The 23,809-nt window shown below is 63.4% G+C and carries 23 protein-coding genes; 3 read left to right on the top strand and 20 right to left on the bottom strand.

The window, feature by feature from the left end:
- Window positions 1–31: 31 nt before the first annotated feature.
- The 19 genes from ACLP4W_RS03760 to ACLP4W_RS03670 all read right to left on the bottom strand — a co-directional run bounded on the left by ACLP4W_RS03760 (window position 32) and on the right by ACLP4W_RS03670 (window position 20,161).
- Window positions 32–1,096, bottom strand: coding sequence for an aldo/keto reductase (locus ACLP4W_RS03760; protein ID WP_442384247.1), 1,065 nt, complete (start codon window positions 1,094–1,096; stop codon window positions 32–34).
- Window positions 1,096–1,806: a cysteine hydrolase gene (locus tag ACLP4W_RS03755; protein ID WP_442384245.1), complete on the bottom strand. Its 711-nt coding sequence runs from the start codon at window positions 1,804–1,806 to the stop codon at window positions 1,096–1,098. The genes ACLP4W_RS03760 and ACLP4W_RS03755 overlap by 1 nt, the downstream gene beginning before the upstream one ends.
- A gap of 109 nt (window positions 1,807–1,915) precedes the next feature.
- Entirely contained in the window at window positions 1,916–2,506 is a 591-nt protein-coding gene (locus ACLP4W_RS03750) for a TetR family transcriptional regulator C-terminal domain-containing protein (RefSeq protein ID WP_442384243.1), read from the bottom strand.
- 147 nt (window positions 2,507–2,653) lie between these two features.
- A complete protein-coding gene (locus ACLP4W_RS03745; protein ID WP_442384241.1) occupies window positions 2,654–3,484 on the bottom strand; it encodes a lysophospholipid acyltransferase family protein in 831 nt (276 codons plus the stop codon).
- Between the two features lie 158 nt (window positions 3,485–3,642).
- Window positions 3,643–4,095: a universal stress protein gene (locus ACLP4W_RS03740; protein WP_442384239.1), complete on the bottom strand. Its 453-nt coding sequence runs from the start codon at window positions 4,093–4,095 to the stop codon at window positions 3,643–3,645.
- A gap of 19 nt (window positions 4,096–4,114) precedes the next feature.
- Window positions 4,115–4,417 (bottom strand): type II toxin-antitoxin system Phd/YefM family antitoxin, encoded by a 303-nt coding sequence (locus ACLP4W_RS03735; RefSeq protein ID WP_442384280.1) that lies wholly within the window; start codon window positions 4,415–4,417, stop codon window positions 4,115–4,117.
- Window positions 4,418–4,991: 574 nt separating this feature from the next.
- Window positions 4,992–6,542: an MCE family protein gene (locus ACLP4W_RS03730; RefSeq protein WP_442384237.1), complete on the bottom strand. Its 1,551-nt coding sequence runs from the start codon at window positions 6,540–6,542 to the stop codon at window positions 4,992–4,994.
- The gene (locus ACLP4W_RS03725; RefSeq protein WP_442384278.1) at window positions 6,536–7,705 is read right to left on the bottom strand and encodes a virulence factor Mce family protein; all 1,170 of its coding nucleotides are present in this window, start codon (window positions 7,703–7,705) and stop codon (window positions 6,536–6,538) included. The genes ACLP4W_RS03730 and ACLP4W_RS03725 overlap by 7 nt, the downstream gene beginning before the upstream one ends.
- A gap of 8 nt (window positions 7,706–7,713) precedes the next feature.
- Complete coding sequence (locus tag ACLP4W_RS03720; protein WP_442384235.1) at window positions 7,714–9,276, bottom strand: virulence factor Mce family protein; 1,563 nt, start codon at window positions 9,274–9,276, stop codon at window positions 7,714–7,716.
- On the bottom strand, window positions 9,273–10,832 hold the full coding sequence (locus ACLP4W_RS03715) for an MCE family protein (RefSeq protein ID WP_442384233.1): 1,560 nt from the start codon (window positions 10,830–10,832) through the stop codon (window positions 9,273–9,275). The genes ACLP4W_RS03720 and ACLP4W_RS03715 overlap by 4 nt, the downstream gene beginning before the upstream one ends.
- Window positions 10,829–11,869 (bottom strand): virulence factor Mce family protein, encoded by a 1,041-nt coding sequence (locus ACLP4W_RS03710; RefSeq protein ID WP_442384231.1) that lies wholly within the window; start codon window positions 11,867–11,869, stop codon window positions 10,829–10,831. The genes ACLP4W_RS03715 and ACLP4W_RS03710 overlap by 4 nt, the downstream gene beginning before the upstream one ends.
- On the bottom strand, window positions 11,866–13,170 hold the full coding sequence (locus ACLP4W_RS03705; protein ID WP_442384229.1) for an MCE family protein: 1,305 nt from the start codon (window positions 13,168–13,170) through the stop codon (window positions 11,866–11,868). The genes ACLP4W_RS03710 and ACLP4W_RS03705 overlap by 4 nt, the downstream gene beginning before the upstream one ends.
- Before the next feature lie 5 nt (window positions 13,171–13,175).
- Entirely contained in the window at window positions 13,176–14,054 is an 879-nt protein-coding gene (locus tag ACLP4W_RS03700; RefSeq protein ID WP_442384227.1) for an MlaE family ABC transporter permease, read from the bottom strand.
- A gap of 1 nt (window position 14,055) precedes the next feature.
- The gene (locus ACLP4W_RS03695; RefSeq protein WP_442377427.1) at window positions 14,056–14,769 is read right to left on the bottom strand and encodes an MlaE family ABC transporter permease; all 714 of its coding nucleotides are present in this window, start codon (window positions 14,767–14,769) and stop codon (window positions 14,056–14,058) included.
- A 581-nt stretch (window positions 14,770–15,350) separates the two neighbouring features.
- Entirely contained in the window at window positions 15,351–16,022 is a 672-nt protein-coding gene (locus ACLP4W_RS03690; protein WP_442377425.1) for a TetR/AcrR family transcriptional regulator, read from the bottom strand.
- A 309-nt stretch (window positions 16,023–16,331) separates the two neighbouring features.
- A complete protein-coding gene (locus ACLP4W_RS03685; protein ID WP_442384225.1) occupies window positions 16,332–16,649 on the bottom strand; it encodes a hypothetical protein in 318 nt (105 codons plus the stop codon).
- A 1,020-nt stretch (window positions 16,650–17,669) separates the two neighbouring features.
- Window positions 17,670–19,163 (bottom strand): wax ester/triacylglycerol synthase domain-containing protein, encoded by a 1,494-nt coding sequence (locus tag ACLP4W_RS03680; protein WP_442384223.1) that lies wholly within the window; start codon window positions 19,161–19,163, stop codon window positions 17,670–17,672.
- A gap of 135 nt (window positions 19,164–19,298) precedes the next feature.
- The gene (locus ACLP4W_RS03675; RefSeq protein WP_442384221.1) at window positions 19,299–19,541 is read right to left on the bottom strand and encodes a hypothetical protein; all 243 of its coding nucleotides are present in this window, start codon (window positions 19,539–19,541) and stop codon (window positions 19,299–19,301) included.
- A gap of 17 nt (window positions 19,542–19,558) precedes the next feature.
- Entirely contained in the window at window positions 19,559–20,161 is a 603-nt protein-coding gene (locus ACLP4W_RS03670; RefSeq protein ID WP_442384219.1) for a DUF5994 family protein, read from the bottom strand.
- 549 nt (window positions 20,162–20,710) lie between these two features.
- On the opposite strand from ACLP4W_RS03670, the gene ACLP4W_RS03665 reads away from it, so the two are divergent.
- Both ACLP4W_RS03665 and ACLP4W_RS03660 read left to right on the top strand, forming a co-directional pair.
- On the top strand, window positions 20,711–21,514 hold the full coding sequence (locus ACLP4W_RS03665) for a transglutaminase-like domain-containing protein (RefSeq protein WP_442384217.1): 804 nt from the start codon (window positions 20,711–20,713) through the stop codon (window positions 21,512–21,514).
- 171 nt (window positions 21,515–21,685) lie between these two features.
- Window positions 21,686–22,156 (top strand): DUF5994 family protein, encoded by a 471-nt coding sequence (locus tag ACLP4W_RS03660; protein ID WP_442384215.1) that lies wholly within the window; start codon window positions 21,686–21,688, stop codon window positions 22,154–22,156.
- Window positions 22,157–22,282: 126 nt separating this feature from the next.
- On the opposite strand, the gene ACLP4W_RS03655 is transcribed toward ACLP4W_RS03660, so the two are convergent.
- Window positions 22,283–22,777: a DUF5994 family protein gene (locus ACLP4W_RS03655; protein ID WP_442384275.1), complete on the bottom strand. Its 495-nt coding sequence runs from the start codon at window positions 22,775–22,777 to the stop codon at window positions 22,283–22,285.
- Between the two features lie 889 nt (window positions 22,778–23,666).
- Here ACLP4W_RS03655 and ACLP4W_RS03650 point away from each other — a divergent pair.
- On the top strand, window positions 23,667–23,809 hold a 143-nt coding region (locus tag ACLP4W_RS03650), incomplete at its 3' end, for a cold-shock protein (RefSeq protein WP_442384273.1).

Genomic DNA, 23,809 nt, shown 5'->3' with positions numbered 1-23,809 from the left:
CCCTTCGTTTCGGCGAAACGGCCGCTTGCTTTCAGCTGCCTTGTGGCACTTCAGCGAATCCCGGTTTTCCCGCGTCTACAACGGAATTGAACCGGATCCGAGTTTCGAGACGCTCGCTGATCTCTTGGATCGCGGTCTCGGGAAGAGCGGTGACATCGAAGTTCTCGCTGATGCGTGCCGGGGTGACGGATGCCGTGAGAACCGCACTGCCGCGCTGAATGCCCCAGGCCAGAAGTACTTGCGCGGGGGTCTTTCCGAAACGCTGGGCGATCGAGACAATGAGCGGGTCATCGAGAAGTCGCGGTTCCAGCGCGTGTCCCAGCGAAGCGAATGCCAGCAGGATGATCCCGTGTGTCTCGCGCAGTTCGTGGAGTTCCCATTGCGGGTGATAGGGGTGTGACTCGACCTCGACGACCGCCGGCTTGATTCGGGCGGTTTCGACGATTTTGAGAGTGCCCGCGGCGTCGATATCGGACAGCCCTATCGCTCCCGCAAGTCCCTCATCGACAAGGGACTCCATCGCGGCCCACGTTTCCTCCAGTGTGACGCCGTCGTCGTAGACGACCGCTCCGTGCGGGTCGCGCGGATCTTGGTCGTCGCCGGGCTGGAACGCGAACGGGGTGTGCACCAAGTAAAGATCGACGGCGTCCAGCCCGAGCCTGTCAAGGCTGGCCTGCAGCGCGGGCTTGACCCGTTCAGGTCGATGGTTGTTGTTCCACAGCTTCGTGGTTACGAACAGCTCCTCGCGGCGCACGGTCCCGGCAGCGAACAACTCCTTGAGCGCCGCGCCGACCTCCGCTTCGTTGCGGTACCGCTCGGCTGCGTCGAGGTGGCGGAACCCCACCTCGACCGCCGTCTTGACGGCGTGTCGCGTCTTTTTGTTGTCGGAGAGCGAAGTCCCAAATCCGAGCGCCGGGATCTCACCGCTGCCGTTGTTCAAGGTGAACCTGTGCTGGCTTAGGTCCTCATGCGATGTCATGGCTTTCGGCCTCCTCGTTTGATTGGTTTCATTTCGTTCAGCCATGCCCTTGGCGGGCTGGATGCGTTCGGGGACAATGCGTTCCGTGCCGTCGGCGCGAGCAAGGGGCGCGGTCATCAGCCGCCCTCCTTTAGGATGGCAATTGCCTCGGCCGTGGTCCAGACCGCGCTGGCGAGGAATCGGAAATTCACCAGAGCGGCGAGGTAGCCGTCGCCTTCGGGCAGGCGCGGACCCGCTGTGGCGTCCTTGACGACAGCGACCTCGAAGCCCTGCTCGATGAGTTCGCGCAGGTGGCCTTCGACGCACAGGTTGGCCGCCATCCCGGCGAGGATGACCTGGTTCACGCCGCGCTTGCGCAACTGAAGCACGAGGTCGTTCGATTCGGGGCCAACGATCTTATGCGGAGAGGCGATCACGGTTTGCCCGTCGTGGATATGGTGCCGGTAGGCCGGCAGGAAGTCGGCGCCCGACCCGGCGAATCCGTCCGTCGTATAAGCGCCCCGGCGCCCGAACATGCCGACGTTGCTCATGAATTTCTCGAGCGGATCACCGAACAGCCACTGATTGTCGGTTGGGTAAAAGTAGTGCGGCGAGACGGCGACAGTGATGCCCGCCAGTTTCGCGGAGTGAAGCAATTCGCCGATGTGAGCGACGACGTTGTTGTCGCGGACGCTGTCACCGACGACCGGCCATGCGGCGCCTGTAGGACTAAGGAAATCGATCTGTGGATCGGTGATGACAAGCGCGGCGCGCTCCAGGTCGAGCGCAAATCCAGAAACCGGCAGCGCGGGCTTCTGCGGCTCGGCGTAGCTGGTCGGGTCTGTCATCGTGGGGCCATCCTCGCGTTTCAGGAACCTGGCGGTGATCTGTCGTAACTATAGATGACCAGTCGTCTATTTAACAAGACCTGCTAGCCGACTGTTCCCGAAAACCCAATCAGTGCAGAAGCGCCGGGACCGTGACCGCTTCGAACCGATCGTACGGCACGCGACTACGGGTCACTTTCCCGCGAAGGGCCGCGCCTTCCCACGCCTCGATCAGCTGCGAGGCGAGCTCCCCCGCAGCAAGATCCGCTCGAATGTCACCCGGGCCACGCTGGCCGGAACGCACACACGTCGTGAGAGCCGTGTCCCAGCGGTCGAGGATGCGAATCAGTTCGGCGCGTACCGGTTCGCTGGAACCACCAAGCTCGAGCGACAGGTTGCCGACCAAGCAGCCGAGCAGGAAGTCGCCGGCCTCGTGTTCGTCAGCGAGAGCATGGAAGAAGCGGGTGATTCGCTCCTGCGTCGACCCGTCCGCGTCAAGGATTGGCAGGAGCCGCGTCTCGATGTCGGTCCAGTAATGTTCGAGGATCGCTGCGGCAAAAGCCTCTTTGCTGGCGAAATACGCGTAGAACGACCCTTTCGGCACGACGGCTGCGTCGGTGATGTCTTTGACGCCGCTCGCGGCGAATCCGTGCGCGTGCACGAGTTGGAGCCCCGCGGCAAGCAGGCGGCGGCGCACTTCTGGGTTCGGCGGGCGCGGCATAACCTCCGATAGTAGTCGACCGGTCGGCTATCTTTGAGTCAGTTGCTCCGCGGGCGCATCTGTGTCTACGAACGGCTCGTAGTCGACGGCCTGGACGTGGTCTGAATTCGATGGCGCGGTATCGACACTGCGACTGCGCCGACGACGTCAACCAAAAATAGGGAACCTGCGCCTGCGGGCCATGCGGTTCAAGACGGTCTGCATGACTGAGCGGACCCGCCGGTCCACTTCCTCGACATCGGGGTGATCGCCGAACTCGGCCGTGATGTCGATCGGCTTGAGCACTTCGGTGACGATCTTGGTCGGCAGCGGCAAGTTGATCGGCAACGACAAGACGCTGAACCCGAACGGAAAGCCGAACGTGAGTGGCATGATCTCGCTGCGGCCAAGCTTCTGTCCGAATTTGGAAAGCCCAAGAGCGTGGGACAGCCATTTGCCGCGGGTCAGAAACAGCTGACTTTCCTGCGCGCCAATGGACACAGTGGGAACAATGGGCACCCCGGCCTCGATCGCCGTGGTCACGTACCCGGTTCGGCCGCCGAAGCCGATCACGTTCTCTGACGCGCTAGGCCGGTAGGCGTCATAGTCGCCGCCCGGAAAGACAAGGACGGGCGCACCGGTGGTGAGTGCCTTCGCCGCGTTCGCGCGCGTCGCCTGAATCACCCCGGTCTGCCGGAAAAGTTCGGCGAGGGGTCCTTTAAAGAGCATGTCGTGCGCCAGCGCGTACAGGGGGCGGTCGTAGCCGTACTTGTCGTAATAGCTGACCGCGAACACGGACATGTCCGGCGTAAGCACGCCGCCGGAATGATTGGACACAACCAGCGATGGTCCAGACGGGATGTTGTCCAGACCAATCACCTCAGCGCGGAAGTACCGGACGAGTGGACGGCTGAGCTCCACGATTGCCTCTGTGAGACGCGCGTTCCACTTGTCGACGTCGTCGTGTTCGACAGAGTTAGCAATCGTGTGCTGGCTCATAGCTGTTCCTACCTCCGCACCGACCCCAGCGTCCCCTTCGTACCGACAGCGTGACCCACGTCACTAGGGCCGAAAAGACGCAGCGGGCAGGACCAAAGGCCCCATGTGGTGAGCCGATGGCTTCGAGGTGTCGTCGCCGTGCGCCGGCGAGCCGCCGGTCAGCCAGTGGTGCGGACGATCAGAACGTCGATCGTGGCTTTGGTGGCGATACCTCCGGGGACCGAGAAAACCCGCCCGACAAGCGCGGATCGTGCGTCCAGTCCCACATTGCCGACCACCAGCAGATCGGCGTCAACCTCCTCGGCGAGGTCCACCAGAGCCTGTACCGGAGCATCTTGAATCGGCCGTTCCTCGATATTCTTCGCCCCAGCCGCCTTGGCCCGATCGCGGGCCTCGCGCAAGATCGCGTAGATTGGCGCGTTGCCGTGCACCTTATAGGCCTCGTCCCTGAGGACGTCGGCTGCGCGCACGTCGTCCTTGTTGGGAAAGTACCCCGTCGCAATGATCAGCTTCGCGTTCGACTCGGCGGCAATCTCGCCGGCACGGTCGACCGCACCCAGCGACGACTCCGAGCCGTCAGTGCCGACGACCACAATTTGATAGGCCTTCATTTAACCTCCCGACGTCGTGCTAGTCGATCGGCAATGGAGCCGCTGCATTAACGGCTGCTGCGTAATCGGCAGCAGCATAATGACTTTCGTACGATCCTTGTAGTCGCGGCAAGCCGCTTTTCGTACTGCGGGACCGAGCGCCAGCGATTACGCTCCTGCGGGCGTCGTTCCTGGCGGCGGACACGATGCGAGCAACCAGCTTGCCGCTCCGGGTGACCTCTATCGGCTGGCCTGCCGCAACCTCATCGAAATAGCGCCCCGCACGCTTTCGCAGTTCGTCAAGCTCGATACGCCGGCCAACGTCCGCCGGGATCGGGGTCATCCTCGAGCCACCGGCCGACACGATGCGCGCCAGTAATCTGCCGCCGCGGACGACGTAAATCGTCTCCCCCGCCGCAACCCGATCGAAGCACCGCCCGGCACGCGTTCGCAGTTCGTCAAGCCCGACCCACCCGCCAGCGTCCGGCGCCACTTTGACGGATCGCGCCGGGATCGGCGCCACCCTCTTCTCACCGACCGACACGATCCGTGCCACCAACTTGCCGCGGCGGACGACGTCGATCGTCTCCCCGGCGGCAACCCGCTCGAGATACGTACACGCGTCACTCCGAAGTTGGCCTAGGCCAATCACTTCCCGCATTTCGCTCCGCTCTCTATGTTCACCGGGTGGCCGCGGGGTGTTGCTACCTCGTGATGGCAAGTATATGACTGTACGTGCGGTCAGTGTCAACGGTTCCGCCCGGATCTAAAGCGACAAGTCGGAAGTTGCTCGACGAGCTTCGTGCGAGTGGGTTCCGTTGGGCGCGAGGGGCCGGGTTCACACGGCCGACGCGTCCAGGCCGAGACGAAAAGCGCTGTAAATCAGTCGGATTGAACGCATCACGCGTCGATGGGGTTCAGCCGGGCGGCGCCAGCATGTCCTTCCATCCGTCGTCTCCCGCTTTGCTCGAATTTTCGACCGAGTACTTGACACCGTCGGGCCCCACCAGTTCACCGCTCTGTGGACTATAGACGGCAGTGGGAGGCGCGCTGGGGGTGTAGACGCACGGGTTTGGTTGCTGCCCATTGCACTCGACGGTCCCCGATCCCGGCCGCGTCAGTACATCGCTGACGGGAGGCGGCGTCCCCGCCACCCTGTCGGACGGCGCCGGGTTGAGGCCGTTGTCGATCGATGGCGCGGGTATCACCTGACCCGGTTTGACCGGCTGATCACAGCGCGCCGCCGGCGCGGGACAGGTGAGGATCTGGTTCGGGTCGCCGTACCACGGGTTGGTGCCCAACGGAACGTAGGGTTTGGAGTCGCGGCACTCCCGTGGCGTCGCGGCGCGTTTACCGGGGACATCGACACACGGATAGTTGCGTGCCCCGCGCACGGCGTTGGCCGGAGTGTCCTGCGGGATCTTGCAATAAGTTCCAGACGGCATCGGCGCCAGGCTGGTGTCCGCCGGCGACCGCCACTGCGGCGCCGGGAGGAACCCGGTCAGACACGGCGGGGGCTGGTTGATCGTCAGCGAGGTGCCGAGCGACGCGTAGCCCGGGAAAGGCGTCGTTACCGTCTGGCCTTCCGAGGCGCCCTGCGGATAGGCGACCAGCAATTGCTCCACGCCCTTGTGGTAGCGCTTCAGCATGTCTAGCACGATTTCGAGGTTCGCCAGCGTCTGCGGAAGCGACTCGCGGACGTCGCCGAAAACCGCGTTGACCTGGTCGGCGGTCGGCGCCGCTTGCGTCAGAATGCTGTGCACGTGCTGGTCGTTTTCCGCGCTCTGCGCGGCCAGGATGTCCAGGTTGTGCGACCAGCGTTCGATCGAATCACCCGAGTCGACCTGGCTGTCGATGATCGGTCCGGAGTTCTGGATGATGTCGTTGACATCGCCGATGTTGGCCTTGAAGTCGCCGGCGATCGCCTGCGTCGCATCGACCAGTCGTTGCAGCGCGGGGCCCAATCCGCCGACGGCTTGGGCTGTTTCGTCGAGCAGCGAGGCGATCTTGTCCTTGGGTAGCGCGGCCAGCCCGCGGTTCGCAGCGTCCAGCGCCGGCCCGATATCAGTGGGCACGGTGCCCTTGGTGATGGTCTGTCCCGCCGAGAAGTATTTGCCCGGGTTGCCTTGCGACACCAGGTCCAGATACTGCTCGCCGAGCGCCGACACCGAATGCACGTTCGCCGCGGCGTCGATCGGGATCTTGTAGCGGTTGGAGATGCTCATGGTCACCCGCGCGCCCGTCTCGGTCGGCTCGATGGCGGTGACCGTGCCGATGGTTTCACCGCGATAAGCCACGTTGGCCGTCTGGTACAGACCGCCCGACGCGGGCAGGTCCGCGTGCAGCGTGTACTGGCCGATCCCTGCCGCGGTGGGAAGTCGCAGGTAATACCCGCCCAGAGCAACCGCAGAGATCAAGCTCAGAATGCCGAACAGGATCAACTGGCGCCTGATCAAGGGGGTCAGCATTGCCTGTCCGCCCTTTCCACCAGGGGCCCGCCAGGGGCATCGTTCGGATTCGGCGTGTACCGGACGTCGGGGATCATCGTTTCGGGGTCGCGGCCCCACGATTGTTCGAGCGCGCGCAGCGCTCCGGAGAATCCGGTCCCGGTGAGGACCGCGTTGTCGACAGCGCTCATGGTCAGGTCGAGCGTCAGCGACAGGTTGAAGTAGTCGCCGCGGAAAGACTTGGGCACGGCGTCGAGGTCGAACGGCCGGACGAGCATCAGCTTGAGTGCGCGGATCAGATACGGTGCGCCACGGCCGAGTTCCCGCAACGGGCACTGCAGCGCCACCAGGTTCTCGTGCAGGTCGCCGCGCGAGGCGGACAGGTATTGGTCGGCAACTCCGCTGAGCCGTCCCGTCGCGTCGACCGCGTCGATCAAAAGGTTCTGCTTGTCGGCGAAATGCTTGATCAACGGCGGGAATTCGGTGAGGACTCGATCCAGAACGTCCGAGCGGGGGCCCACGTACGCCAGCAGCCGGTTGGTGGAATCGATGGCTCGGGTGATGTCCTCGCGTTGCTCGTTGAGCCGGGCGGTGAAGGTGTCCAGCTTGCCGAGGAAGGCATGGATCTGGTCGCCCCGCCCGTTCAGGATGTTGTAGACCTCGTTCTGCAGCACTTCGAGGTTGGGGATGCCGCCTCCGCGCAGGACCATGGCGAGACCGGCCAGTGTCTGCTCGGTCGTGGGGTAGGCGGACGCATTTTTCAGCGGGATGGTGTCGCCGTTTTTCAACAGCTCGGGGGACGGGTTGGGGGGCGCGGCCAGCTCTATGTGCTGAGAACCCAAGAGGCTTGTCTGCCCGATCTTGGCGGTGGCGTTTTTGGGTAACTTGATGCCTTTGTCCAGACGTAGCGTTATCGTGGCGACCCAGTTCTTCAGCTCTATCTTGCGCACCGTGCCGACAAAGACATCGGCCACCCGCACCCGGCTGTTGTCGTTCAGGGCGAGCGTGTCGGGCATTTGCACATAGAGGGTGTAGGAGCCGGGCCCGCTGCCCGGGCCACCGGGCATCGGCACATTCGCGATTCCCTGCCAGCTCGCGCACGATGTCAGCGCCACGGCAGCCCCCAGTAGGGCCAGCCCCTGCCAAGCCCGGTATCGGGCGCGAGCGCCCAACCCGCGCACCATCGCGCGCCTCACGAGCCCGGTCCTGTCGAGGCCGCCGCCTCCGCGGGCGTCGGCGCGACCGGCCCCGGGACCACACCCGGTCCCGGAGGCGGCGGCGGGATCGGCACCTGTTGCGCCTGCACGCCGATCGGCGGCACCACCGGATACTCGTTGTACGCGTTCGGTGGTCCCGGTGGTGTCTGCAAACCCGACGGCGGCGGCGCGGCGTCCGAGCCGCCCATCAATTCGGCCAGCGAATCGGGGGTCATCAGGCCCGCCGTGATCGGCCCGACCTGAGTGCCCTGCATGCCCGGCGCGGCAACCCAGCCGGGCTGGGTGTTGCGGTGCGACAACGGGGTGTCGGGCACCCAGATCCCGGGCACCGTGGTGTCCTTGTACCCGGTTGGCGGCTGCAGGCGGGGCTCCGAGTATGCGATTTCCTTGGGTAGCGTCTCGGCGGTGCTGAACAGGTTCAGCCCGAAGGGCAGGTAGTTGAACTTGATCGCATCGAGAATCGGTGCCAGGTATTGCGCACACAGTTCGGCCGATTCCTGATAGCCCAGCCGGCTACCGGCTTGAATCATGCTGCACATGAACTGCATTGGGTTCGTGAAGTTCGGTATCGCCGGGATGGACATGACCGCGCCGTGCGACGGGTGGTAGATCTGGCTGAGGTTCGTTTCCAGAGTCGGCAGGACGTGTAAGGCGGTCTCCAAACCATTCAGCGGCTCGGGTTGGACCAGCGTGGTGGTAAGGCTGGCGAGGTTGTCGATGTCGTGCGTGAGCACTCCGCGGTTCTTGTCCAAGAACGGCCGCAGGGTGGCGAGCAGGCCGTCGAACCGCTGTAGCGCATTGGCGAGGTCCTGGTCGGACCCGGTCAACTTGTCGGTGAACTGGGCCAGGTTTTTGTTCAGCGCGACGAACTGCTGGTCGTCTTTGTGCAGCGCGTTGACGAACAGCGCCAGGCTGTGCACCACCGCGAAGAAGTCCCCACGGCCCTCGTTGAGCGCAGTCAACGCCCGCGACAGACTGTCCAGCGTGGTGTTGATCTGCTTGCCCTTGCCGGCCAGCCCGTCGGCGAAGGCCTCGATGACGTCGCCGAAGGGACCCTTGGGCTGCTCGGGTGTCGGGCCGAGTTTGGAGATGACATTGGCGACGCTCTGGCTCAGCTGGTCCCACTCCGTCGGCACCTGCGTGCGCTCGATGGGGATCACCGCGTTGTCCGCCAGCACCGGGCCACCTTTGTAGGGTGGCTCCAACTGAATGTTCCGCGATGCCACCAGGGTGGGGTTCACGATCACGGCGGACGTGTTGGCCGGCACCTTGTATTTGTTCTTGTAGTGAAACGTCACTTTCATCTTGTCGCCGGCCGGCTCGATCTTGTCGACCGAGCCCACGCGAACGCCCATGATCTGGACTTTGTCCCCGGGATAGAGCGCGTTCGCCTCCGGGAAGTAAGCGACCACGGTGTTGGTGGTCAACTTGTTGTACAGCCGATACCCGACGAACCCGGCGAGAAGGGCCAGCGCCACCACCAGCGCGATGATGACCCTGCGGGAGCGCAAGTTGTGGAAATCAAAGACGCCGCTCAATTTTGGCTACCTCCCGCTGCGCCGCTACCTCCCGTGCCGCCGGGGTTGATGAACGGCGCCGGCAGCTGCTGCCCGGGTCCGGGTGGCGCGGGTGGCCCCGGCGGCAGACCGGGCGCGAACGTCGACGGTGGCGGGACGGGGCCGGCGGGTTGGAGGTTCTCGGTGCGCGCCCCCGGAGGCGCCTGTGTCGGCAGCGGCACCGGTGTGCCCGGGACGTCGGGCGGCGGCTGGCCGGGACGCCCGGCGATCGGGATGCCCGGGGTCGGGGGCAGCCCGTTCGGGTTCGGCGGCGACGTCTGCACGTCGACCGGCGCCGGGAAGCTACCTCCGAAGGGTCCGGCGTCGACGCCCGCGCATGGCAACGGGTTCCACGGCCGCGGCAGCGCGTCGGCCGCCGGGGTGTACGAGCACGCCGTTCCCGGCGGGACGGCGGGTCCGGGATGGTCCGGGGTGCCCTCCAGCACCGGAGGCGCGGGCGGCGGCGCGCCGTTGGGGAAGCGGGTGCCGTTGGGGTCGGGCCAGCGGAACGCGGGCAATCCGGCGCTGCGCCAGAAGTCCTCCGGGTCGAGACCGCGCTTCTTGAAGGCGGCGTCGACGAACGGCTGCAACAGCCAGTATGGCAGCAGATTGGACAGGACTATCTTGAAGTACGGTCCCGACGCGACGGATTCTCCCAGTGATGCGGCGAATTGGCTGACATACGTGAGGGTTTGAGCCAGGTCGTCTTTGCGTGCCACCAGCACGTCGCTGATGGCGTGCAACTGCTCCAGCACAGGATTCAGGCTCGGGTTGTCGTTGATGAACCCCTGCACCTGCGTCGAGAAGGCGGAAACGTTTCTCAGCAGGGCGTCGATGGCCCGCCCACGGTCGTTGAACGCGGCCAGCAACGTTTTCGCGTTGACCAGCAACCGGTTGATCTGTTCGCTGCGGTCGCCGAGCACGCCGGCTACCTGGTTGGCCTGAGCGAGCAGGTGCTTGATCTCTTCGTCGCGCTTACCGATGGTGTCGGAGAATTTGGCCAAACCGTCGAGGGCGGCACTCAGGTGCGGGTAGGTCTGATCGATGGTCTGCGTCAAGACGTTCAGCGACCGCTTGACGGTGTCGATGTCCCAGCCGGCGGCGGCCTTGGTGATGTCGGAGTTCGCTTCGTAGAGCTGATAGGGGGTGGTGCTTTGGCCGAGCGGCAACACGCCCCCGGCCCTCAACGTTTGGCTTCCCCGCGGCTCGATCTCGAGAACTTTTTTGCCCAGGATGGTGTCGGTCTTGATCGCGAGCCGGCTCTCGGTGCCGATGGTGTTGGCGCCGATGGTGAACTTGATCAGGACGTGGTCGCCGTCGATGTCGAAACCCTGCACCGTGCCGACATGCACGCCGGAGATGCGCACTTTGTCGCCCTTGTTGAGTTGACCGGTGTCGGTGAACTGCCCGTAGTAGCTCGGACTGGCGAACATCATCGGGACGCTGGTGAAGCTTTGGCCGACGGCGACGACGAGCATCAACACGGTGACACCCATCAGCCCGACGCGGCGGCGGTTGAACTCCGTCAGTGTTCTCATTGCGGCGTGCACCTGCCCGTGGGCTGCTGCCAGATCCGCACCGTGCGGACCGGACCGCCGGGCTGCAGCCCGTTCCATCTGATCGAAAGGTCGCAGAGGTAGAAGTTCACCCAGTCCCCGTAGAGGCCGATGCTGCGACCGATCAGATTGAGTGCCGTCGGCGTTTTGTGGATGAGATCGCTGAGTTGATCACGCTGGTCGACCAGCGGTTGCTGGAGCGCCTGCAGGTAGTCGATCTCCTTGTGTAACAGGGCGCGGTTGTCCGCCAGGAGGTCGGCGACCGTTCCGGCGGCTTTGCTGATGTTCGCGACGCCGGCAGCCAGCGGGTCCGCGTGGTTTTGCAGCCCGGTGATCAATCTCTCGAAGTTGTCGACGGTCTGGTCGAACTCCTTGCGATGCCTAACCGTGGTGTCCAGCACGAGGTTCAGGTTCTTGACCACCTCGCCGATCGCCTGGTCGCGCTCGGCGATGTGCGCGGTCAGCTGCGCGGTCTGGTCGAGAATGTCGTTGATCGTGCCGCCCTGACCCTGAAACACGTTGATGATGGCCGACGCAATGGTGTTGACCTTTTCCGGTTCCAGCGCCCGGAACAGCGGCTTGAAACCACCGATCAGGGCGTCGAGATCCAGCGCCGGTGTAGTTCGGGACGGCGGGATGAATCCGCCCGGCGGCAGGACCCGGTCGGCGCCCTCGCCCTCGCCGCGTTTGAGCTCCAGGTAGCGGTCGGCGAACAGATTGAGATAGCGGATCTGGGCGGTCGTCGACTGGTAGAGCGGTATCGAGCGGTCGACATCGAACTCCACCCGTACCCGCGTGCCGCCGTCGATCAGCCGCACCTTTTTGACCTTGCCGACCTCGACTCCGGAGGCGCGGACGAACTGGCCGTCTTTCAGGCCGCTGCCGTTGCTGAACTCCGCGCTGTAGCTGTTGGTGCGGTTGAAGCGCATCTGGGCGAACACCACAACGATCGAGACGGTGATCAGCGTCAGCACCAACGAGACGATGCCGAGCTTGATAGCGGAGCCGGTGAGTTTCATGGGTTGATCGTGTTGTCCCCGACTTGGCGGCCCCACACGTATTCGATGGCATACGGTGAGCCGGTGTCCAGGTGGTTGTACGGGGCGAGACTGGCGCCAGTGTCCAGCACCAATTCGGGCGCGGGCCACAGGTCGCGGGTGATGGCCTGCCAGCAACCCGGCGCACCCCCCGGCCCGCCGCGGGCGTTCACCCGGGGCAGATTGTCCGGAAACACATAGGGATTCGGCGCCCCGCCCACCAGTCCGGCCAGCCCGAGGAGCCCCATTGTGGCCGCGGTGCCGGCCAGCCCCGGGAGGGTCAGGATGCCGCCCAACCCCGAGGTCAGCTCGCTCATGGTTTTCAGCGAGTAGCCGTTGCCGCCAGTCGTCGCATTGGCCGCGGGTTCTTCGTCGTAGTAATTGAGGATCGTGCAGAAGATCTCGGGGCTGTAGGTGTCGAGCAGCTGGGCGGTGGGCAGCATGTCGGCGAGCCCGCGCTGCAGGTAGGGCCCGCCGCGCCGGAAGATGTCTTCCCCGGTATTACCCAACCCGGTCGCGGCCAGTAACGCGGCATCCAATTCGGCTTCCTGACGGTGCAGCGTGCGCGCCGTGACCACCGCGTGGTTGAGGGAGTCGATCAGATCCGGCGCGGCGTTGGCGTAGGTGTCGCCCAGGGCCGCAAGCCGCTGAATGTCATGGCGGATCTGCGGCATCTGCGGATTGATGTCGTCGAGGATGGCGTTGCCGTTGACGATCGCCTGCCCGAACTTGTCGCCCAGGCCGGTCAATGCCTGCGCGGCCGCGGCCAGCGTCAGGTTCACCTTGACCGGGTCTACCTTCTCCACGATCGAGTTGAGCGTCTCGAACAAGGTGTTGAACTCGGTCGTCACCGCCCGCGCATCGATCACCTGCTTTGCGGTGATGCGTTGCGGCGTAGGGTTTTTCGGCGAGGTCAATGACACGTACTTGTTGCCGAACACCGTGGTCGCCTTGATCTTGGCGTCCACGTTGGCGGGAATCAGGTTGATGTACTTCGGCTTCACGTCCATAAGGAACTTGGCAGCCGGCGAGCCGTCACGCTGAATCTCGGAAATGCTTGATACTCGGCCTATCTCGACTCCGTTGTAGGTGACTTTCGATCCTGTGTCCATCACCAGGCCGGACCGGGGAGCCAGCATAGTCAGGGTCGTCTTCGGCGTGAGCTCGCCCCGGAACTGCAACCATACGAACCCCAGCACCACCGCGGCGACGACCAAGAACACCACGGCCGCCGTCTTGTACGGCGGGATGCGTGGCGGGTTCTCCTTCACCGGGGACGTCATGGCGGCTACACGGTGAGGTTGAAGTTGGGGCTTTTGCCGTAGACCGCCATCGCGGTCAGTACGACCACGACGACGATCGTGATCAACGACAGCCGCATCGACCGTCCGACCGCCTCACCGACGCCGACCGGCCCGCCGCTGGCGGTGTAGCCGTAGTAGCAGTGGGTGGTCATCACGACCGCCGCAACCAGGATCACCTCCGCAAACGACCACCCCACGTCGTTGAGGCGCAGGAATGTGTGGAAGTAGTGGTTATACGTACCGGCGGACTGCCCGTAGAAGAAAACCGTGGTGACCTGCTGGGACACGAAGGCCAGCGTGATCGCCAACGCGTAGAGCGGGATGATGACGACGAGACCCGCCACCACCCGGGTGGACGCCAGGAAGGCGACCGACCGGATGCTCATCACCTCGAGCGCGTCGATCTCCTCGCTGATGCGCATGGCGCCCAGTTCGGCGGTGGCGCCGGCACCGACCGTCGCGGCGAGCGCCTGACCGGCGGCCACGGGCGCCACGAACCGGACATTGACCAGCGCGGCCAAAAATCCGGTGAAGGCCTCGACGCCGATGTTGCCCAGCGTCGCGTAGCCCTGGATGGCGACCAATGAGCCCGCGGACAGGGTGATGAAGCCGACGATGGCGGCGGTGCCACCGACCACGGCCATCGCGCCGGTACCCATCCCCATCTGGGCAACGATCCGCAGCAGCTCTTTTGGGTAGCGGCGCACCGCGAAGGGGATCTGCCCGACGGCAGTCAGTGCGAACCAGACCATCTGGCCGATCTCGACCAGAACCCGTGCCGGTGCCGCCCCGTATCGAGTGACGTTGGTGGCTGCCCGTGGGAAGCGGGCACGTAGTGGGGTAGCTGGGGTAGCCGTCGTCATGTCAGCGCCCCGTTCCGAACCGGACACCGATGGTGGTCAGCGCCGCGTTGACCGCGAACAGCGCAATGAAACACAACACCACTGTCTCGTTGACGGCGGTGCCCAGTCCTTTGGACCCGCCGCGGACGATGAGTCCGCGGTAACAGCCGACCAGGCCGGCGATCAGCCCGAACGTCGCGGCCTTGATAAACGCGATCACCACCTCGGGTAGGCCGGTGAGCGATGTCAAAGTCGAGAGGTAGGCACCGCTCGAGACGTTCTGCAGGTACACGCTGAAGAGGTAGCCGCCCCCCAGGCCGACGGCGACCACGAGGCCGTTGAGCAGCACCGCGACGATCGTCGAGGCGACGACGCGCGGCACCACCAGCCGGTGGATCGGGTCGATGCCGAGCACCTCGAGCGCATCGATTTCCTCGCGGATGGTGCGCGCGCCGAGGTCGGCGCAGATGGCGGTGCCCCCGGCGCCGGCGACTACCAGCACCGTCACGATCGGGCCGAGTTGGGTGACCGCACCGATCGCGGCACCAGCACCGGAGACGTCGGCGGCACCGATCTCGGCCAGCAGGAGGTTGAGCGTGAAGATGAGCAGCACGGTTTCGGGGATGGACACCGCGATAGTGGGCAGCAGCGAGACCCGCATCAGGAACCAGCCAACCCAGATGAACTCACGCCATTCGAACGGCCGCGCCAAGGCTTTGCCGGTCAGCACGCACATCCGGACGAACCCGCCGGCCACTTCCGCCCCGGGTCGGATCCTGTTGCCGATTTTGCCGGCAATCACGTTCGAGGTAGCTGTCGACGTCGTCATGACCGCCCCCTCACGACGAAATCGTGTGCCTCGCGGTGTCCCGGACGGTGCTGCGAAAAGTTACTCGCCAGAACGCATTTCGAACTTTGCATCAACAAGGACGATTTGCGAGTTCGTCGCCCCAAGTTCCGGCGCAACGCTTCTTCGTGTGACCTGCGTTCCGGACGCCGGTCGACCGCATCACCCTCCCAACCGGCAATCTCGGTCCCTGTCGCCCGCGTTTGCGCCACGCAGCAACTATGGCACTAGACCGTACGGTCAGTCAATAAAATAGGATCGCCGCCCGCTCCTGACTACGGACCACCCAGAACCTCTCGCGCTGCTCGACGATCTACCGGGGTTCATCGGTCCTTTTTGCGCCTCCCCAGTCAGGACCGTCTCGCCTGGTCGCGCTCGACGAAATGCCGCCGAGCACGGCTCAGCACTTCATGGTAGGAAGCGTCTACGGCCAAATACCCAGCCTCGCAAAGCATTCTGCCGCCAGGCGGTCAATCTGTGGCACCCGTTATCGCGGCAAGGCATTCGCGCACCACCGAGACGACGCTCGCAGAAGGGTTTGCCCACTTGCTAAGCCCGAAGCGGTCGAGCAGAAGTCCGCCGAGGAACACATCGACGAAAGCGGCCCCCACTCGTTCGGGTGTGCGGGATTCGGCGGGGTCGAACCACACCCACATCCACTCCAGCGATCCCCACAGCTGCAATGCCGCCAGTTCGACGTCCACGCTTCGGAATACACCGCTCTCCACCCCGTTGCGGATCTCGTCAATCGTGAGCGTTTGCAATTGATGGCGCAACTTACGCACTTGCTGCATCGCCGGGTCATCGGATAACTGAACCACCTCGCGCTGGCTTGCCACCGTCGCGTTGCGGGCGATCACCTGTAGCAGTGTGGAGGCGTAAATGATTGCGGCGATGCGTTCGTGCGGCGCGGCCAGGCGATCCCACGCCATCCGCAGCACATCGAGCTGGCGGGCCAGGTGGGTTTCTTCAAGCTCCCGCAACATCTGCGCTTTGGTTCCAAAGTGATGAACGATGGTGCCCTTAGACATGCCAAGCTCGTCGGCGATGTCGCCGATATTCGTTCTTTCGTAGCCACGTTCGGCGACATAGCGGACAAACGCATCGAGAATCTCGCCACGCCTGCCGGGCGATCTGGGCATCTTGAACCCTTCGACGTAACTAACCGTACGACCGGTCTATCATAACCTTCGCGATGTGAAGTGTCCCCCACCGTTCGGGGCGGCTGGGGCGGCAGACATTGTTTTGCCGGCAGCTCGCCGAACCCTGTCCCACCTGTGGCGGTCAGCTCGCCGGATCCTTCAAGATGGCATGGAAATTGGCGTGCAAAAACCGCTCGAAGCTCCGCGTCCGCAAAGGGTCACGTGACAGCATCAAACTGCGGGACGTGTTCCCACGACGCTCGAAACTAAGGAACGCTCAAGGTTGGAGCTTGCCAGCTGTCCGATAGCTCACAGGGCCTGCAGCGGCCTGCGGCGATTGGACCCATCAGGTGCGGTTACGACATACATGTTCGCACCGGGTGCTGACTTAATTTCACCGGCCGTGTACATGGTCATGAGTTCTCTGCCATCACTGTCGGCAATGCACACATAGGTGTCGGTCTCGGCGTCATAGTGGAAACTGTCCCAAGCCAATACGAACGCTAAACAGTTGCCGTCGCGGTCTGCGACGACGAGCTTGTGCACACCTGACTCCTTTAGTACCTCGGCATCCTGCGCGCGCTGCTGAGGGACCCCGTTGTTATGGACCGCTACGCTGTTCGCCATCTGTGTACTCCCTTTGCGAGGTTATCTCCATGGGTCGGGGCGCTCAAATACTCCGAACCAGCCGGAGCGTACCTCCGGATACCGCCCCTGACCAGGGGCATTACGGCTCCTGTCAAGGGGTCGTAAGTCGCTTAGCAAAGAGACCGTCATTCGGGCCTTGGGGATCTACCAACGGTGTCGCACCGGTCGGGCGGCCGGTCGAACACACGAGGTCGTTACCGGGCCACTCAGATTTCGAGTCGCTACGGGCCGAACTCGACACGCCGCAACCAGTGCTGTTCATCCACCCCACTCAGTCCCCCATGCCTTGATTGGGGCACATTCCTGGCCTACATCGTCGAAAGTCGTACCCAGCCCCGCGGCGATCACCCGGGATCTGATCGCTGTTCTGGTCGGCGCTCGAAAAAGGACAGCTCAGATTTGTCATGACGTCTCGGCATCGACGCAGCGGACGAATATCGCAATGTCCGACAGGCGCTCGCAGTAGGCGACCGTCGTCAGTCCCCTGGCCCGGATCACGCACACAACCCTCGAAACGCTGGCGTTGGTGATATGCGGGGCCGCGACTCCTACTGCGAATAGATGGCCCTGAGCATGGACAAGGCCGGCACCGCTGTAGCGACCCGACCTCTAACTCCCCAAGTTGGCTTCTACAGAAACCGAGGGAACTTCTCACAAGCCTACAGCATGCTAGCCGGGAGCCCACAACCACGGCGAAGGTTCCTCCGAATCCTTAAGACCCGGGCCAAACTTCCGGACGAGTTGCCACAGCACGGCCGCATTTATCGCCCGTGTTGAAGCGGAGACGGTGTCCAAAAGGCGTTGCGCCTCAACGGAAGTCGAAGGCGACACCACCTCGATTGGACATGGTGGCCGCACAGCGATCACCTTCCAAACGGCGACTTGTTGGGGGTGCTGTCGGTATGACCGGGCTGTATTGACCGCGTGGACGTACAACTTCAACGAATGGGTGAAGGCACCCGCAAAACTGCAAACCGGCAAAGGTCTTCGATGAACCTGTTAATGGGTCCTGCGGCGCGAACGATTTGCGGGGTGTGACGTCATCTCTGAAACGACGGAACGGCCTTGCCCGCGAGGAGATCCCTGCGCAGCCGCTACCAGAATATCGACAGAGTGCACGATCCCGGTCGCGATATCGTCGACCGCAGGCACATTGTCGGGGCACACACACACGCTCACATCCAGCTCCTGACCGCGGGAGGTTAGCGCGATATTTAAGCCACTTTCCTCGGCAAGTGGCGCCACGGTATGCATACCGACGACCTTGGCGCCGGCACAGTACGCCGGCACCGGCTCAACGACAGCGGAGGAGACACTGCCGTGACAGATCGGCTTGAGCTGACGCCGCAGGCCTGATCGGGTGTAGAGCTTCATACCCACGTGAGCTAGGGCCGGTGGGATAAGTGAGGCAATCGTCTCTAAATCAATTGTAGGAGAATTGTTTTCGTTGCCGGTCAGGATGGCATTCAGTCTTTCGGTGGCGGTATGCAGGTTGGCGAGGACCTGCACAGGGTCGTCGAGGTGTACCGGGATGCGAAGCCGCCCGATAGTCAACGCCTTGCCAATCCGATGGGGATCCGTGGCCGGCAACTCGAACGGCATCCGCATCAGCAGTGGATGGTCGGGCACCTTGTCGTGTCGTTGCAGCCACGCGCGCAATGACAGTGTGCAAGCAGCTAGAACAACGTTGGTGATGGTGCCCCCGAACGCGTCGCTGACCGTCTTCACGTCTGCCAGCGGGATCGAAGCGAAGGCCACCGCACGCCGCTTCGTCAGCGGTGCGTTGAACACTGTGTGCGGCACCGGCCCGCTCATCGGCGATGCCGCCCGGCTCATCGGTTCCCGTTCGCGCGTGCGGAGCAGCCGACCGCGCACCGCCTGCAGCAGACCAGACACAGTCTCAGCGATCAGCCACACGCCGGTCACGTGGTTCTCGACGATCTCGGTCACTACATCGGTAACGAGCTCGCCTACGGAAGGCGCCGAGCCCAGGCTCGACTCGACCGGCAGACTATTCGCCAAATCGGCGCGCGGCCCGGTAGTCAATAACCGCGGCCAGAGAGACACCGCGCCTGCGGCCCCGTCATTGAGTACGGGCGACATCTTCACCGCCAACGCCCACCTGCCGCCCGTCAGACCGTCGATACTCCAAGCTTCCCAGAGCCGTTTACCGCAATCCGGTCGCCGGGCACTTAGATCCGCGATGAGATCGGCGAATTCCCGCCGGTCGCCGGGAGGGCGAACCGTCGCGCGATGAATTTGCGGAGAAGGGTCATAGTCGTCAATCTCGGCCCACAGGGGCTGTCCTACACCCAGCGGCTTGGTCACCAGTCGGCTGCGAAATCGCGCGAGTTGCGGCAACGACGTGGCCACCAGTTGGTGAAGCCGCTGGTGGCTGAGCTGATCGGACGCATCGATGATGACCAGCGTGAGCGTGTGCGCAGGCGTCCTCGAGCTCTGTGTATGTAGCGACAGCGCATCGGTCCCCGACAATCGCGTAACCATCAGTGCGCCGTCCCCTCGCAACGAAACCTTTTGAGCCACAGCCCCCAACCGGCACTCACCGACGGTGATGTGAAGAGAATCGCTCCAACGCGCGGTGCACGATCTTCGCCGGTGACGGGTTGTTCACTTCGCTTGCGCCAGTTGCTTCTTCAATTCGATGAGTTGGGTCTCGAGTTCGACCACGGCGTGTGCGACGACGCTGGACGCCAAGGCGGCGCGCGCAGCCGAGGTAATCGGGCCGGGAGTTGTCGAATTGTCAATGTCCTCGAGTCGCCGAAGCATGCGTCGCGAAACTGCTGCCTCGGCGGGGATGTCGTCAATACCGAAGTCGCTGAAGGATTTGAATACCAGGTCGTCAGTTGTCATAGTCGTTCGTCCCTAAGTTATGGTCCGGTGCGGGCGCGCTGCCGCGGGGTAGACGCCGGGAAGACCTGCCACAGGGTCGCGGGTCGATCCCGGCGCTTCGGCTGTTTGGCTCTGCCTTGCGAATCCCAGCGCCCCCGCGCGGCGTCGCTCGCTGTGCGGCTTTCCCTGTCTTCCACGCTGATCATGAGCAGGTTATCGACGCTTGACACGTTGCCCGGCGCTGCAGCTGCCATCACAATCGCGTGTGCTTGGTCGGGATCGATATGAAATGGGACAACCAGCAAGACAATCTTATTGCCCTTGGCGTCAAGGACTTCGACCGTGCCGGGCGGCTGGCCGCGGTATCCGTCAAGTTGGACCGCACGTCCGCTGGTGACGAGTTCGGTGGGCGTTGTTCTCCATTCAGTGAGGTTGTACACCACACGACTGATCGCGCCCTGGCGCACCGACAGAACCGCGATCAGATCTGGCAGCTCCGTCATCAGATCGTCACTGCGTGGCCACCATGCACCATCCACATACCCGCTGCCGTGCGCCGTAAGTTTCAATCGAAACCGCGGCGCGCGGACGCCCCGTGTGCCGTCGCACCTCAAGCTGTTGCGGGCTTGTTCTCGCGTCATTGCGACGCTCCCGTCTTGACCGCGAAACCGGCCAACCATTCGAATCGGCGACGACATGACCCAAACGATCACAAACGCAATACCACCGATGCGTTCACCCTACTCCAATCTGGCCAGAAACACAGGGACGCTGGCAACCAACGCGCTGCCGGCGAACGGCCCGGGTGTCGCACGCCATGAGGCGGAACAGGGATCGAGTAACCCCTTGAGTTGGTGACTATCCGACGAGGGGCATCGACACCGGCGGCCCGCGTCGAACTACCGACTCAACGGAAGAACCGTGCCACCCTCCCTCTGGGTATGCCAAATGCGGCGAAGATAGAAGATCTGGAGATGGACTACCGCCAGCGCTTGTAGTGGGCAAAGGTGATCTCAGCAGCGGCGGACGCCGTGGCGATCCATTGCGGCGGCACTCACGATTCGGCATCGCTTGCGGCCCCAGGGTCCCAGGTTCTGGGTCTGCCGGGCGCATGTGCAGGGGACCCGCCATCACGAACCGGCGTCGTCGCTCGCCTGGCGAATCGGCAACGATTGGCGCATTATCGCGCTATGAGACGAGAAGTGGGCGCCGAGATCGAAGTTGAAATCATCGCGCCCACAACGCTGGAGTTTCAGATCGCTGTTGCTCCGCATCCGCGCACTGAGGTCTTCGAGTCGCTGTGCTTCGTCTTGAACGGACGGCCAGTCCAGCCCCTGGAAGTCAGCGGTGTGCATGGCAACCGCATCCACAAGATCGACGCAGCGGCGGGCACACTGAAAATCGACTACGCGGCGACGATCGTGGGTCAGACTGATCCGGCTCCGGTAACCGAATACGACCTATCGATGTATCTGCGACCCAGCCGCTACGCTGAGGCCGATAAGTTCTATGGTTTCGCCGCAACCGAATTCGGCACCTACGGTGATTCGGCGACTCTGTTAGAGAATGTGAGCTCGTGGGTCGGCACCAGGCTGAACTATGTGCCCGGCTCGAGCGATCCGATCGACGGGGCGGTGGACACGTTGCTCGCCGGCGAAGGTGTGTGCCGCGACTACGCGCATCTGGTGGTGGCGCTGCTGCGTGCGGTCAACGTCCCGGCCCGCCTGGTGTCCGTGTACGCGCCGGGCGTGTATCCGATGGACTTTCACGCGGTGGCCGAGGCTTTTGTCGAGGGGCAATGGCGGGTAGTCGATGCGACGCTGCTAGCGCCGCGGCAAACCCTTGTCCGCATAGCCACCGGTCGTGACGCCGCCGACACCGCGTTCCTCGATAATCACAAGGGCCAGATCGAGCTCAACCAGCTGATTGTGACCGCGGTCGTTGACGGCGACCTGCCCGCGGATTCGATCGACCAACTAGTTTCCATCCGCTGAGAACGCGCGCCCGATCGGCTGATCACAGCGACCAGCTTTGCCGTCGCTGGTGCTGGAACACCCGAGTAGTGTACGAACCATCGGCGATACCTCGTACCTGACTACTCAAAGCCACCTCGTCGCCGATTCGAATGATTTGGCCGGTTTCGCGGTCGAGACGGGAGCGTCGCTATGACGCTGAAAATAGACCAAGTGGATGCCCAGCACCGGCATGCCCCACCGGCGCACACACCGCGCTTGAGGCTGAAGCCCAAGGCGCCCCAGAGCGGGTATGTCGATGGTGCATGGTGGCCGCACAGTGAGGACCTCACGGCAGAGCTGCCAGATCTGCTGTCGGTGCTGTCAGTTCGACTCGGCCCGATTGGCCGTGTGATGTACAACGTGAACGAATGGGCAAAGCCGCCAACAAAATTCGCGACAGGGGGACGAACGGTACGACTCGACGGATATCGTCTCCAGCCGGTCAACACCGTCGACGTCCTCGGGCTCAATCGCGCCAAAACCGTCTTACTGGTGGTTTCCCGGCACGCCGACCCAGACCAGGCACACGCCATCATGATGACCGCAGCCGGCCCAAGCAATGCCTCGACCGTCGAGAGCCTCCTTTTGACCAGCGCGGAAGATACGGAAACCCGCGTATAAGCGCTTACGGGCAGCCCATCACCCAAAACCACTGGGAATCAACGATTCCCGTACTGCATCAGCTTCGCGCGTCAGTCCCTCGGCAACCGGCGTGACCCCTGCGCGGCAGGTGGACCCGAGATACTCTCAATCCTCCCGGCCTTGAGGCATCGCGGCGACATCGGCTCGCCGTGACCGGCGCACTTCAAACATTTGCTCGCCGCGCGCCACGCGGACAATGCATTCGGCGGTCTGGAAAGCGCGGGAATCGCGGTGTGCCGCATTTACGGGTAGGCCGGCAGCCCGGCGCAAAACCATTACCGCGAGGGCTGTACCAGTTCGGTGCGGAACGATCAGAAGTTTCGCCCGCGCATCGCGGCCCCCAACCGTCATAACGCGTGGGCGTATACCCTGCCAACAGTCCCAATTCAGGTCCGGCTGGCGTTGCAAAGATGACCAGTTGACGTTGATGTCGATGACATGGCCTAAACGGACATCCAAAACAGAGACCAATTCAGTCAACTCTTGCGAGATCAGCCCAGTACGGGGCCACCACGCTCCATCAATCTTGTTCCCAAGCCGGGATGCCAGAGTGAGCCGCACCCGGCTCACCGGGCGCCGCGGCCCTACCGCATTGATCATGCGTGGAGTTGGCTCCGCCACCGAGGTAGTCGTCCCCGCGCACCGTTGCTCCACAGAGTTTACGATGAAGTTTGTCGTTGGATTCTGTTGAGACGCAATGACACCGATCGACGGTTCTGCGCGCTTCATGGGCAACCCTTCGCAGTTCGAAACGATCAACCCGCGAAACGGGCCGACGGAGGAATTGCATTGCCCGTGATCTCGATGGGTATCACGTTCGAGGCCAGCGCCGACAACGAACAGCTCTTTAGGGACGTTACGCCACTATCTGCTCGTGTGCCGCCGGGGGGCGGCGCTCGGTTCACCGGCGCGCACAAAACGATTTCCGGAGGCGGCCGGGGCTCACGGTAGCGCCGCGCCTTATCGATCCCCCCGGGGTTTCGAGTTCACGGTGCGCCTCGCCCCTTACCACACCGTCGTCAGCGGGTCGACCAACCGTTGGGCACAGTGGGCGACGCGGGCCGAGGGGGCGTAGACTCGAAGACTCGGGACCAACACAGGCCCCCATATCAAAGGGCCGCGATGTCTGATAAATCTCCCCGGCAAACTATGACCAAAAAGACCGGTAAGTCTCTGAAAGAGAAACGTGCCGACAAGCGCGCTAAGTCCGCCCACATCTCACAGACCGAGGCTTTGCTGCATACCAAGCAACGCTGAGCCCACAACCCCCTCGAAATCCGGCTCAAATCGTGCGCGCCCGACCCCTTCGCCCAACCTCCCGCGCGGCCTCGACGTCCAGCGTCGTCGCAGGGGGCGTAGCCGAGAGCCCGAGGCCTAACAAAATATTGGACATAAACTAATCGAAGAATATCCGGCGATTGGTTCCTGTTATGGCTGGTTATGGGTGTATCTAAATTTATACCCAACTGAAAAGAGAAGAGAAATTATTATGACACAGGGAACCGTGAAATGGTTCAACAGCGAGAAAGGCTTCGGCTTTATCGCCCCTGACGGCGGCGCAAAGGACATATTCGTCCATCATTCTGAGATCCAAGGGGACGGTTTTCGCTCCCTCGAGGAGAATCAACGAGT

The organism is Mycobacterium sp., assembly GCF_052145595.1.
Classification (GTDB): domain Bacteria; phylum Actinomycetota; class Actinomycetes; order Mycobacteriales; family Mycobacteriaceae; genus Mycobacterium.
The sequence above is the reverse complement of the archived record's forward strand: the minus strand, read 5'-3'. Positions and strand labels throughout refer to the sequence as shown.